Genomic DNA, 13,921 nt, shown 5'->3' with positions numbered 1-13,921 from the left:
TTTTTTTGATATGAAACAAAAATTCATTGATGTTGAGAGCAACATTATTTTGTATCGATAACAAGCAGCATTTTTTAGTAATAAAAAAACTTTTACTATTTGTCTTTAAAATTAATTCTCATGAAAAAAACATTACTTGTTTTCTTAATCATATTTTCACATATTTTATTTGCACAATCAGATTGCGGTACCGCAATGGCAGTTTGCGGTAACTCTGATATTTCATATACACCAGGTGGGCATGGAGACATTGCAGAAGATCTGGGCGGATGTTTAACTTCGGACGAGAAATACTCTGTATGGTATTCTTTTACCATTGCCACAGGTGGAACCCTTACTTTTGAGATTATTCCCAATGACCAGACTGACGATTATGACTTTGGGGTTTATGGTCCGAACAAATCTTGTGGAAACCTGGGAACTCCGATTCGTTGTTCTTACTCAGGACAAAGTGGAAACACAGGTCTTAATATGACCGCTACAGATCTTAGTGAAGACGCTACAGGAGACAAATGGGTAAAATACATGGATGTACTGCCTGGCCAGACTTACTATATCATCGTAAACAACCACAGAGAAACAGCGAATGGATTTAAATTGTCCTGGGGCGGAACGGCTACGCTGTCATCCCCGTTTACCGATCCGAATATACAGCCTCATCCATTTATCCCTCCGGGAATTCCGGGCGCTAACCCTGCTGACCCGAGAGAAGTTGTGATCTGTTCAAATCCTGCAACTTTTGATTTTGCATCATTATCTGCAGGAATTCTTAATGGGAACCCTAACTTCAACATTAGCTACCACACAAGTCAGAATGATGCTTTAACCGGTAACAACCCTCTTGTTGGCCCTCAAACAGTTACTCCTGTTGGTGTTTATTTCTACAGTATCAACTATACTGATCCTACTAATCCTGACAGCCCGATTAACAAATGCAGACAGACAGGTAAATTTAAGTTTAAAGATGGTACCATCAAAGCTACCAACGTTACACTAACAAGCTGTAATAATAACAATGCAGGTACAGCAACATACGACCTTACCACTGCAGCGGTTTTTGCTGACCCTACGGCAACTAAAAAATACTATTATACTTTATATGATCTGAATAACTCAATTAATGAGATTACCAACATCTATCAGTTTGTTTCTGCTGAAGGTAAAATATATGTAAAGGTAACTTCTGTGTTCGGATGTAGTGATATTGCAGAAATTACGCTTAAATTCTATCCACAGATCATTGCAAAAGATGCAGAATTAAGATCATGCTTTATTGAAGCGAATCCTTCCACAGCTTTATTCAACCTTGATAATGCTGCTGTAATAACTCCGCAGGCAGGTATTACAAAAAAATACTTCCCTTCATTGACTGACGCAGTGGATGGAACCAACGAGATCCTAAATGCTAATTATATTGCACCAAGCGGTTTGGTATATGTAAGAGTATCAGACACTAGAGGATGTTATGTTGTGGTAAAAATCGGCTTAACAGTAATTGCTCCGGTAACATCCAATGTTCTGAAAGACAAAATCATCTGTATGGAAGACACTACTACTTTAGATGCCGGACCAGGATTCAAAAGCTATGAATGGAGTACCGGAGCTACAACACAGTCTATCAAAGACGTAGGAGTAGGCGTTTACTGGGTAAAATTAAAAACGGGAGAATGTGTTGCCACTCAAAAAGTAACCGTTTATCCTTCTGAGCAGCCAGTTGTAACCAATATCGATATTAACAATACTACATTGACAATCAATGTTATTGGAGGAACTCCTGATTATCAGTATTCAATGGATAAAATTTTATGGCAGCCGTCTAATGTATTCTCCAATGTAGCAAGAGGAACTTATAAAGTGTATGTAAAAGATGCTTACGACTGCGAGCCTATTGAAGTGAACGTAGTAGTTCCTAACCTTATCAATATGATTACTCCAAACGGAGATGGTGTGAATGATGTAGTAGATTATTCTGCTATGGCAGACAAACAGAATCTTATTTTGAGTATCTTTGACAGATATGGAACAAAAATCCACCAGGGAGACAAATCCAACGGTTACAAATGGGATGGCAAAATTGGTGGCAAGAATATTCCAACAGGTACCTACTGGTATTCTGTAACATGGAATGAGAATGACAAGAAGAACACTCCTTTCAAGTTTTCAGGTTGGATTGTTGTAAAAAACAGAGAATAAAAACTCCACAATAAAAAAAGCCGCTTTGGCGGCTTTTTCTTTTACAAATAATGATAAAAATTTATTGATTTCAAGTTTGTTTAACAAAAAAGTTTTAACAATGAAAAAAATATTACTTCTTTTTATTTTATTGATAGCCCAAATGGCCTATTCACAGTCAGACTGTGTCACAGCAATTCCCATCTGTGGTAATTCTGACATTTCATACACCCCTTCAGGCCCGGGGAATATTATAGAAATTCTTAACCAAAACGGAGGATGCCTCAGCACCAATGAAAGATATACAGTTTGGTATACTTTCACTGTATCCACACCAGGAACGCTGGCATTTAAAATAAAACCTAATGATCAGGGTGATGATTATGATTTTGCAGTTTACGGGCCAACAACTAATGGCTGTGCTTCATTGCAGAATGCTGATCACGTATTCATACAGCCCATAAGATGTAACTATAGTGGTACTCCGGGAGACACCGGACTTGATCTTACTCTTGCTCCCCCTGCTGTATTCCCCACCAATCCGCCAGGTGTCACATCCAGTATGAACAATGGCAAATGGAGTCCTTATATGGATGTATTGGTAGGACAAACCTATTATCTGGTTATTGACAACTTCAGTAGATCCGTTAATGGTTTCTCTTTAGAATGGTCAGGAACTGCAAGCTTAAGCTCTGCATTTAATGATCCTGTTCTTTCTCCTAATCCATTTATTGCGCCGGGTATTCCGGGAGCTACTCCTACTGATCCTAATCAGGTGATGGTTTGTGCGCTGCCTACCCAGTTTGATTTTACAACGCTATCTGCAGCGATTATTAATGGTAACAGCCCGAATTTCAAAGTTACTTATCACAAAACAACCAACGATGCCCTTACAGGACAGAATCCTCTTACAGTAACTACTGTAGACGGAACCACCATCTATTATTACAGAATTGTATACCAGGATCCCACCAATCCAGGCAACCCTATCAACGGATGTTTCATAACCGGGAAATTCAAATTTGTCAATGTGGGAATCTCAGCCAATACAGCCACTTTGTACTCCTGTAATAACAACGGAGCCGGTACTGCAAAATATAATTTAACAACAGCTAATGTATTTGGAGGAACTGGAGCAACCATTAAGTATTACGAAACGGCAGCAGACATGAATGCAGACGTTAATGAAATTACAGATCCTACCAACTATGTTTCTGCTGAATCTACAATCTATGCAAAAGTAGTATCTTCTTTCGGATGTATTGCAACTACTACAATCAGATTATTATTCTACCCATCAGTTGTACTGAAAGATGCTGTACTCCAAAACTGTTACATCGATAATGATGTGACCCGTTCAACTTTTGATCTTTCAAAAGCAGATATTGGCGTACCTGTTCCAACACCTACGGGAACCATCATTAAGTATTACACCACAGTAGCCGATGCGAAAGCACAGACAAATCCTATTATAGCAGCGTTAAACTATCTTTCAGAAAGCAAGACAGTATACGCAAGAGTAGATAATGATAAACAATGCTATTCAATTGCCAAGATAGAACTGATTGTGTTACCACCTGTAAAATCAGCAGTATTAAAAGATAAAACGATCTGTGCTGAAGCCAAAACCTCTTTGGATGCAGGACCTGGATTTGTAAGCTACGAATGGAGCACGGGCGAAACTACACAATCTATCAACAACGTAGGAGTTGGGGTTTATTGGGTAAAACTTCAGACCGGAAAATGTTTCACACTTCAGGAAGTACGTGTACACGCAAGCCTTCAGCCAGTGGTTTCAGGAATCGAAATTACCAACAACAACATTACGGTAACAGCTTCAGGAGGAGTTCCTCCTTACAAATATTCTATTGATGGTGTTAACTGGCAGGATTCTAATATATTCACAGGACTTCCTAGAGGAGAGAATACAGTATATGTAAAAGATACTTACAACTGTACTCCAATTCAGGTAACCGTAACAGTTCCTAACCTTATCAACGCGATTACTCCAAACGGAGATAACGTAAATGATGTTATTGATTACTCAGCATTAGCTTACAAGAAAAACCTGATCTTCATTGTGTATGACAGATATGGAAACAAACTTCATGAAGCTAACAAAATGAATAACTTCACCTGGGACGGAACCGCCTTTGGTAAAAAAATTCTAACCGGAACTTACTGGTATACGATCTCATGGAATGAAAACAATAAAGACAATACCGAAACCAAATATTCAGGATGGGTATTGGTAAAAAATAAAGAATAAGTTTTTACTTCATCTTTTTGAAAAATCACCTCAGACAGAGGTGATTTTTTTTTATCAACAAGAGCAATCTCCTGTTTACAGCATTTTACGAAAGACTGCTAATAATTTGTTGAATACTATTTTTTTATTATTTTTTAAATAAACTATCTTTGCACCATGGCGCAGAAAGAAACATTATCATCCCTGACACACGGAAACTTTGCAAAAGAATTGTCTATTGCGGATGGAAAAATGCCTCCCAATGCAGTGGATTTTGAAAGATTGGTTATCGGAACTTTTTTGATTGACAAAAAAGGTCTTGACCATTCCATTGACCTTCTTACTCCGGAGGTATTTTATGATCCCAGACATCAGGTCATCTTTTCTACTATCCTGAAATTGTATGAAGGCAACCACCCGGTAGACTTAATGACAATTATTCAGGATCTAAAAAAAGAAGACAAACTGAGTCAGGCAGGAGGTGATCATTACATCATTGATCTTACAATGGGAGTAAGTTCATCTGCCCATATCGAATATCACGTACGTGTTATTCTTGAAAAGTATATTTTAAGAAGCCTTATTAATGTTTCTGCCAATGTTATTGATTCTTCCTACAAAGAATCAACAGATGTTTTTGAACTTCTGGATAAAGCAGAACAATCTTTCTTTGAGATCACCAACGGAACGATTAAGAAAGGATTCGATACTGCCAACTCATTGGTAAAACAAGCCATTGATACCATTAAATCTTTAAAAGATAAACAAGGTCTTTCCGGAGTTCCGTCAGGATTCAGAGATGTGGATAAGGAAACAGGTGGATGGCAGAATTCTGACCTTATCATTATTGCAGCCCGTCCGGCAATGGGAAAAACAGCATTCCTGCTTTCCATGGCAAGAAATATTGCTGTAGGACACAAAATTCCTATGGCACTGTTCTCTCTCGAGATGGCTTCCGTACAGCTTATCACCAGAATGATTGCTTCCGAAACAAGAATCTCTTCAGAAAAATTAAGAAAAGGAACCCTGGATGATGAAGAATGGCAAAGATTATTCTCCAATGTATCCGAATTGGAAAATGCTCCTTTATATATTGACGAAACCCCTTCCCTCTCCATATTCGACTTCCGTGCAAAATGCCGAAGATTGGTAATGCAGCATGGAGTAAGACTTATCATGGTCGACTACCTTCAGCTGATGACCGCAGGGAGCAGCAGCGGAAAAGGAGTTGGAAACCGTGAACAGGAGATTTCCATGATTTCACGTTCATTAAAAGCGATTGCAAAAGAACTTAACGTACCGGTAATTGCCCTTTCTCAGCTTTCAAGAAGTGTAGAAGCCCGCCCTGGAAAAAGACCTCAGCTTTCAGACCTGAGGGAATCCGGAGCAATCGAGCAGGATGCGGATATCGTATCTTTCATCTTCAGACCGGAGTATTATAAAATTACAGTTTGGGATAATGACGAGGAAGGACAGGAAACTTCTACCGAAAACCAGGCCGAACTGATTATTGCAAAACACAGAAATGGTGCTACAGCAGATGTAAGATTATCATTCCTGAAACATTTTGCAAAATTCGGGGATATTGAGGCGGCGCTTGACGGTGGTGCCGGAGGAGGATATCCTTCCAACTTCGGAGAGCCGAGCGGATTTGACAAGATCAAAACAACGATTCAGCCAGGAGCAGCATTTGATCTTCCCGATAGTTCAAAACTTTCAGGGTCTTCAATGAATGACTTTGATGACGATGATGACTTCCCTTTTTAAGCAAAGACTAAAATTCAGATCAATTCAGTTCAATTTTACGGTCAATATATCAATTATTAAAAAGCAGATTTGAGAATCGAAATTTATACGGACGGAGCTTGCAGCGGAAACCCGGGAAAAGGCGGATATGGAATTCTTATGCGCGTTCCTGAAAAAAATTACCAGAAAACATTTTCAAAAGGATTTCGAAAAACCACCAATAACAGAATGGAACTTCTGGCAGTCATCACTGCATTGGAAAAACTGAAATCTACAGAAAATGACATCCATGTGTACACCGACAGCAAGTACGTATCGGATGCGATTAACCAAAACTGGATTGCAGGATGGATCAAGAGAGGATGGAAAAATGTAAAAAACCCTGATCTCTGGAAAAAATTCGTTGAACTTTACAATAAACATACCCCAAAAATGCATTGGGTAAAAGGTCATGCCGGACATTTTGAAAACGAACTTTGCGATAAATTAGCCGTAGCAGCAGCCAGTTCCTCAGATCTCGAAATTGATACCTATTTTGAGAGTTTGGATAATAATTCCTTATTTTAATTTAATTAATATAAATAAGGAATCACCTCAACAATATTCACCATTATATCATAATAAGCAGGATTTTTTTAAAATATTATTAAAATTTAAGCAAGATTAACATTAAATACATATTATTTAATTGGGATTTAATATCTTTACATATTAATCTAAGTCCCATTATAAATGAATAAAAATCTATTATTGTATTTATCTGTTTTCTTACTCTGTATAGCTGGGAAGTCCTTCGCTCAGACTTATCAGCTTATCGGAAACCCGGTGAACACTACCGGATGGACGATGGTTTCCCCTACTCAGGTAAACACAGATTTTATTCAGCTGACCCCGGATACCAACAACCAATCCGGTTCCATCAGGCTGAATGATCCCATCAATTTAAAATATTGCGACAAATGGAGAGTGGAATTTGATTTCAGGATGGATTCCAATCAAACCTCCAACGGAGATGGAATTGCCTTCTGGTATCTTGCCAATCCTCCGGTAGCCAGCGTATTAGGCTCAGGCCTTGGAGTATCTCAAAATGCTGTAGGGCTTGTAGTAGGACTTGACACTTACAACAATACCACAACCGCTACCATGAGTAAGGTGCACGTTGGTTATGGACTGGTTCAAAATACTACTGACAGCAATAATGTCGAATTTTTTAATGTTCCCGGAAGTTCTTTCCACTCACCAGATCTGAACACTACACAACCTTTTCAGGGAACAACCTTTAAACACGTTGAAGTAACGGCGCAGGTAGATCCTGCAGCTCCTACAAGCTGGATTATAAAAATAACAATAGACGGTAATGTGATTTGCAATCAGTCTTTTGCGCCTTCAGGTGCTGCCGCAGCAATGACTGTAGGATATTTTGGTTTTTCAGCTTCTACAGGAGGTGCAAGATCCAGACATTCCATTAAAAATGTAAAAATTTATACGGATAAAGTTCCTATTTTACAGGATTCAGCAACACAGTCGTTCTGTCCTAATCCTACCACCGGATACGGATCAGTAAACCTGACTACTTTCAATTCACAATTTGTCAGCAACCCTTCCAATTATACATTTACCTATTATCCGTTTGGAAGTTCTACACCTATTGCCAATCCGACCAGTTATCAGTTCAATGCTAACTCAACAGTAACAGTTGTTATTAAAGATAATGCAGGACTACTGTGTGATAACCCGGATGGTAAAATTTTATTGGTTCTGGCCCCTTTCAAAGCAGAAGACAAAACGATTACGGTATGTAATAATAACAAAGCAGGAACAGCAGCTTTCAATCTGAATACAGCAGCTGTCACCAATGTTCCGGGAGTTACAAAAAAATATTATAAAACGCTGGCAGACCTCAACGCTGATACAAATGAGATCCAAAATCCTGACAATTACCTATCTGCTCCAGGAGCCGTTTATGTAAAAGTAACCACTCCTCAGGGATGTACAGGTTCAGCAAAAATCACCCTTGCATTCTATCCGGACACTCCTGTGAAAGAAGCTATACTAAGATCATGTTTCATTGAAAATAATATTACGAGTGCTATCTTTAATCTGACAGCTGCAGATGTTACCACTTTAGGAGCAGGCGCTGCCAAAAAATACTACACATCCATCGCTAATGCCTTAGACGGCACCAATGAAATCATGAATCCGCTTCAGTATTTATCTACAAGTACTGCAGTGTATGCAAAAGTAACAGATGCCAACGGATGCTTTAATATTGCTAAAATCAACCTTATCGTATTACCACCGGTAACTTCTTCTGTCCTGAAAGACAAAATCATCTGTATCGGAGAAAAAACAGATCTGGATGCAGGACCTGGATTTGACGGCTATGAATGGAGCACAGGAGCAACAACTTCATCGATTAAAGATGTAGGCGTAGGTCCTTATTGGGTAAAACTGAAAACCGGTAACTGTATCACTACACAGACTGTTAATGTAAAAGCGTCTGCAAATCCTGTGATTTCCAGCATTGATATCGACAACAACACCATCACAGTAAATGTAGCAGGTGGAACACCTCCATATCAGTTTTCTCTGGATGGAGTGAACTGGCAGCCTGGAAATATATTCACAGGGTTAGCAAGAGGCGAAGTAAGAGTGTATGTAAAAGATTTTTACGATTGTACACCTGTTGAAGTTCAGATTACCGTTCCTAACCTCATTAACGCTATTACTCCAAACGGCGACAATGTAAATGATTTCATTGATTATTCAGCACTGGCTTACAAGAAAAATCTGATATTCATTGTCTACGACAGATATGGCAACAAACTGTACGAAGCCGGAAAAATGAGAAACTTTACATGGGACGGTACAGCTTCCGGTAAAAAAGTTCTTACAGGAACTTACTGGTACACCATTTCATGGAACGAAAACAACAAAGACAATACTGAAACTAAATACTCAGGCTGGGTATTGGTGAAGAACAGAGAATAAATTTTAGTATCAGAAACTACCTCATTTGGGGTAGTTTCGGTATTAAAAACAGAATTTGCCCAATCAGAGATTGAGACCAGGTATTGCTTTTTTATCACCAATTAAACAATTTTATTTCTAAGATTAAGTATAACATCACAATCCATCCACTATGAAAAAAGATATACTCATTTTTGTACTGACTATCTTACTATGCTTGCCGGGAAGATTATTTTCACAAACGTATCAACTTACCGGAAACCCTGTTAATACAACGGGCTGGGACCTTGTCTCTGATGCTATAGTAAGCGGAGACTTTGTAAGGCTTACCACAGACCAGACCAGCAGATATGGGGCTGTAAAATTATCCACTCCTATTACCTTAAGCTACTGTGATAAATGGAAAGTAGAATTCGATTTCAGAATAGACGGAAACGGAACCACACAGTTTGGAAAAGGAGACGGTTTTACCTTCTGGTATCTTGCCAATCCGCCAACAGGATTTGTATCAGGAGGAGGTTTAGGTATTCCTGCCAATGCTTCCGGCCTCATGGTTGGTTTTGATATTTTCAACAATACCACTGAAGGCCAGATGAGTAAAGTTCACATTCTTTATGGTACCAATAATACAGCAGGTAATAATATCGAATTCAACACCACTCCCGGAAGCACATTCCACTCTCCGGACCTTATTGCTACCCAACCGTTTGTGGGAGACACCTACAGACACGTTGAAGTAAACGGTGAAACAGACCTTACCAACCCTACAAACTGGATCATCAAAGTAAGAATAAATGGTGTTCTTATCGTAGATCAGTCTTTTGCTCCTTCCGGAGGTGCAGTAGGGATGTCACAGGGATATTTTGGTTTCTCTGCAGCAACCGGAGGTGCCAGCGCAAGACATTCTATCAAAGACGTTAAAGTATACGTAGATAAAGTTCCTATTTTAAGCAATACCATAACTCCATTCGTTTGTACAAATCCAGCTACCGGAAATGGTACAGTAGACCTTACTTCTTATAATTCTCAATTTGTAAATAATCCCGGAAATTATATTTTCACTTATTATGTATTGGGAAGCTCTACTCCTATCGCCAACCCTACAAGTTTCCAGTATTCCGGAAATACAACGATTAAAGTGGTGGTAAAAGATCCTACGTCTACTCTTTGTGATAATGGTGATGGTGTTATTCAGCTTAATCCTACTCCATTTGCAGCAACAGATGCTACTCTTAGCGGATGTAATAATAACAACGCCGGAACAGCAACCTTTGATCTCAACACGGCTAATGTAACAACTGTTGCCGGAGTTACCAAAGAATTCTACCCTACCTTATACGACCTGAATAACGGTACGAACCAGATAACAAATCCTTCTGCCTATGCTTCAGCAGCGGCAACAATATATGTAAAAGTAACCACACCTCAGGGTTGTGTAAGTACTTCTAAAATTACGCTGAACATTTACCCTGTGGTAGTTGTTAATGACGTTGAACTCAAATCATGTTTCATTGAAACCAACCCATCTATGGCTTCTTTTAACCTTACAGGAGCTGTTGTTTCCCAGGGCGGTCTTACAAAAGAATATTACCCATCGCTGGCAGATGCTGTCAGTGGAACCAATGCCGTCTCCGCTCCGGCAGCATACATTGCTCCTAATGGCGTTGTTTATATTAAAGTTTTTAATGGAAATGGATGCTATTCTATTGCTAAAGTTACACTAACAGTAATACCTCCTGTTTATTCAAGAACTTTACTTGACAAGACCATCTGTATTGAAAACACCACAACATTAGACGCAGGAGCAGGTTTCAAAAGCTATGAATGGAGCACAGGAGCCACCACACAATCCATCAAGAATGTAGGAGTAGGTACTTACTGGGTAAAACTGAAAACCGGAGATTGTATTGCGACACAAAAAGTAACAGTATATCCTTCCGACAATCCTGTTATTACCACGGTTGACATTTCAGGAAGTACAGTAACAGTATATGCTAACGGTGGAACTCCTCCTTATCAGTATTCTATGGATAATATCAACTGGCAGGACTCCAATGTGTTTACCAATATTGCAAGAGGAGAAGCTAAAGTATATGTAAGAGATGGCTATAATTGCGTTCCTGTTGAAGTTAATATTACAGTACCGAATCTTATTAATATAATTACACCTAATGATGATGGGATCAATGATTTTGTTGATTACTCCGCATTAGCCAATAAACAAAATCTGGAAATTGCCATCTTCGACAGATATGGTTATAAAATGTTCCAGGCCGATAAAACCAATGGCTACAAATGGGCAGGAACTACCAATGGACATAAAAAAGTCCCTACAGGAAACTATTGGTATTCTGTTTCATGGAATGAAAATAATAAAAACAGTACTCCGATAAAATTCTCAGGCTGGATTGTTGTAAAAAACAGAGAATAATTACACTTTCCACCACATCAAAAGAATCACCCCGCAGGTCGGGGTGATTTTTTTTGTACGAACAGGCAGGAGATATTTCATTTTAAAGACTCTTTATTCGTATTCAATTCTTAAATTTGTCGTATGAATTATTTGGAAGCTTTAAGCAGAAGATATTCTGTAAAAAAATTCAATCATCAGATTATTCCTCAGGAAACTCTTCACAACATTCTTGAGTCAGGAAAGCTGTCTGCCAGTTCGCTGGGACTTCAGCCTTACAAAATTGTGGTTGTTGAAAGTGAGGAGATGAAACAGAAATTAATTCCTGCTTTTTATAATCCATCTCAGATTTCCACCTGTTCTCATCTTATTGTTATTATTTCAAAAAAGGTAATAGAGGAGAACTATATCCGAGGTTATTTTAATCATATTTCTGAAGTAAGAGATACTCCCCTGGAAACACTGGATCCTTTCAGAAACAGTATTAATCAGCATATTAACCAGAAAACACATGATGAAATTTTCAACTGGGCAGAAAAACAGTCTTATATAGTATTGGCCAATCTTATGTATGCCGCCGCTATTGAAAATATAGATTCCTGCCCGATGGAAGGCTTCCGCCAGGATCTTATAGAAGAAATTCTGAATATCGATCCTGAAACAGAAAAAGTAACTGTTACCCTCGCTTTAGGTTACCGTTCTGAAGAAGATCACTTCCAGCACATGAAAAAAGTAAGAAAACCAAACGAAAAATTGTTTAAATTTATTTAATCTTTTAAACGATTGTACCTAAAGCCAGCATATGATAAAAGCGGATGTATTAGTAATTGGTTCCGGCATTTCCGGACTTTCCTATGCCATTAAAGTTTCTGAACAGCACCCTGATGCCAAAATCATTATTGTAACCAAGTCTGATGAAGACGAAAGCAACACCAAATATGCACAAGGCGGTCTCGCTGTCGTTACAGATTTTCAGAATGACAATTTTCAAAAACATATTGATGACACGATGCGTGCCGGTGACGGAGAAAACAAACGTGACGTCGTAGAGATGGTGGTAAGAGAAGCTCCTGCGAGATTCAATGAAATTGTTGAATGGGGAGCACAGTTCGATATGAAGAACGGCAAATTCGCTTTAGGAAGAGAAGGAGGCCACACCGAAAACAGAATCGTCCATCATAAAGATATCACAGGTTTTGAAATCGAAAGAGCTTTACTGGAAACAGCCAATAGCAGCCCGAATATTGAAATTCTTGACCATCATTATGTCATTGACATCATTACTCAGCACCACGTTCCGGGAAAAGAACTTAATGAAGGTGACATCCATTGCTATGGGGCTTATATTCTGGATGAAAAATCCAAAACCATCAAAAAAATTACTTCTAAAATAACACTGGTTGCCACAGGAGGTGCCGGACACGTTTATAAAAACACCACCAATCCTACGATTGCAACAGGAGACGGAATTGCTTTCGTTGCCCGTGCCAAAGGAAAGGTTTCCAATATGCAATATTACCAGTTCCACCCGACCGCTTTGTACAGCAAAATGGATGGAATGTTGTTTTTAATTTCAGAAGCCGTTCGTGGAGATGGAGCAAAATTAAGGACCAAAAGAGGTGAAAAATTCATGCATAAATATGATGAACGTGAAGAATTAGCCTCAAGAGATATTGTTGCAAGAGCCATCGACGCCGAAATGAAAATTACCGGAGACGAATTTGTTGGCTTGGATTGCAAGGAAATGAACCATGAAAAATTCTTAGAACATTTCCCGAATATTTATAAAAAATGCAAAGACGAAGGAATTGATCCTTTCACTCAGTTGATTCCTGTTGTACCTGCCTGCCATTATCTGATGGGAGGAATTGAAGTAGACAGAGACGGACAGTCTTCCATCAGAAATCTTTTTGCTGTAGGAGAATGTACCAACTCAGGACTTCACGGCGCCAACAGGCTTGCTTCCAACTCACTTCTTGAAGGTTTAGTTTTCGGGCACAATGCAGCGATTAAAACAGTAGACCTTCTTAATGAAAACAATTTCAATTTTGATGATCTGAAAGCCGTTCCGGAATGGAATGAAGAAGGTATGAAAATCATGGACGAAATGGTTATCGTAAGCTATCTGAGAAAACAACTTCAGGAAATGATGAGCGATCTTGTAGGTATCGTAAGAAGCAATAAACGTCTGAACATGGCTCTGCAAAAACACCAGGAAATTGCCGCCGCAGTTGATGAAATATACCACTACTCTATTCTTTCCCCGCAATTATCGGAATTAAGAAACCTGACAACTGTTGCCCACCTCATCATTACCCAATCTATGGAGATGACAGAGAATAAGGGAGCGTTTTATAATAAAGATTTAGCTTAAA

8 protein-coding genes are annotated in these 13,921 nt (G+C 38.9%); all 8 read left to right on the top strand.

Going from position 1 to position 13,921, the window contains the following annotated elements:
* Window positions 1-120 precede the first annotated feature (120 nt).
* Window positions 121-2,193, top strand: a complete 2,073-nt coding sequence (locus DDF69_RS05145; protein WP_114819836.1) for a T9SS type B sorting domain-containing protein — start codon at window positions 121-123, stop codon at window positions 2,191-2,193.
* Window positions 2,194-2,293: 100 nt separating this feature from the next.
* Window positions 2,294-4,441, top strand: coding sequence for a T9SS type B sorting domain-containing protein (locus DDF69_RS05140; RefSeq protein WP_228411925.1), 2,148 nt, complete (start codon window positions 2,294-2,296; stop codon window positions 4,439-4,441).
* Between the two features lie 156 nt (window positions 4,442-4,597).
* A complete protein-coding gene (dnaB, locus tag DDF69_RS05135) occupies window positions 4,598-6,187 on the top strand; it encodes a replicative DNA helicase (RefSeq protein ID WP_114819834.1) in 1,590 nt (529 codons plus the stop codon).
* Between the two features lie 69 nt (window positions 6,188-6,256).
* Complete coding sequence (gene rnhA / locus DDF69_RS05130; RefSeq protein ID WP_114819833.1) at window positions 6,257-6,733, top strand: ribonuclease HI; 477 nt, start codon at window positions 6,257-6,259, stop codon at window positions 6,731-6,733.
* A gap of 165 nt (window positions 6,734-6,898) precedes the next feature.
* Complete coding sequence (locus DDF69_RS05125) at window positions 6,899-9,157, top strand: lectin-like domain-containing protein (RefSeq protein ID WP_114819832.1); 2,259 nt, start codon at window positions 6,899-6,901, stop codon at window positions 9,155-9,157.
* A gap of 151 nt (window positions 9,158-9,308) precedes the next feature.
* Window positions 9,309-11,567: a T9SS type B sorting domain-containing protein gene (locus DDF69_RS05120; RefSeq protein ID WP_114819831.1), complete on the top strand. Its 2,259-nt coding sequence runs from the start codon at window positions 9,309-9,311 to the stop codon at window positions 11,565-11,567.
* 123 nt (window positions 11,568-11,690) lie between these two features.
* On the top strand, window positions 11,691-12,317 hold the full coding sequence (locus tag DDF69_RS05115) for an NAD(P)H-dependent oxidoreductase (protein WP_114819830.1): 627 nt from the start codon (window positions 11,691-11,693) through the stop codon (window positions 12,315-12,317).
* Between the two features lie 31 nt (window positions 12,318-12,348).
* Window positions 12,349-13,920: an L-aspartate oxidase gene (nadB, locus tag DDF69_RS05110; RefSeq protein WP_114819829.1), complete on the top strand. Its 1,572-nt coding sequence runs from the start codon at window positions 12,349-12,351 to the stop codon at window positions 13,918-13,920.
* The last annotated feature ends 1 nt before the right edge of the window (window position 13,921 follow it).

Source organism: Chryseobacterium sp. KLBC 52, from assembly GCF_003347605.1.
Taxonomy (GTDB): domain Bacteria; phylum Bacteroidota; class Bacteroidia; order Flavobacteriales; family Weeksellaceae; genus Chryseobacterium.
The sequence above is the reverse complement of the archived record's forward strand: the minus strand, read 5'-3'. Positions and strand labels throughout refer to the sequence as shown.

What these genes read in the sequence shown, in the direction of transcription:
- DDF69_RS05145 (WP_114819836.1), top strand. Translation starts at nt 121, where the DNA reads ATGAAAAAAACATTACTTGTTTTCTTAATCATATTTTCACATATTTTA.
- DDF69_RS05140 (WP_228411925.1), top strand. Translation starts at nt 2,294, where the DNA reads ATGAAAAAAATATTACTTCTTTTTATTTTATTGATAGCCCAAATGGCC.
- dnaB (WP_114819834.1), top strand. Translation starts at nt 4,598, where the DNA reads ATGGCGCAGAAAGAAACATTATCATCCCTGACACACGGAAACTTTGCA.
- DDF69_RS05125 (WP_114819832.1), top strand. Translation starts at nt 6,899, where the DNA reads ATGAATAAAAATCTATTATTGTATTTATCTGTTTTCTTACTCTGTATA.
- DDF69_RS05120 (WP_114819831.1), top strand. Translation starts at nt 9,309, where the DNA reads ATGAAAAAAGATATACTCATTTTTGTACTGACTATCTTACTATGCTTG.
- DDF69_RS05115 (WP_114819830.1), top strand. Translation starts at nt 11,691, where the DNA reads ATGAATTATTTGGAAGCTTTAAGCAGAAGATATTCTGTAAAAAAATTC.
- nadB (WP_114819829.1), top strand. Translation starts at nt 12,349, where the DNA reads ATGATAAAAGCGGATGTATTAGTAATTGGTTCCGGCATTTCCGGACTT.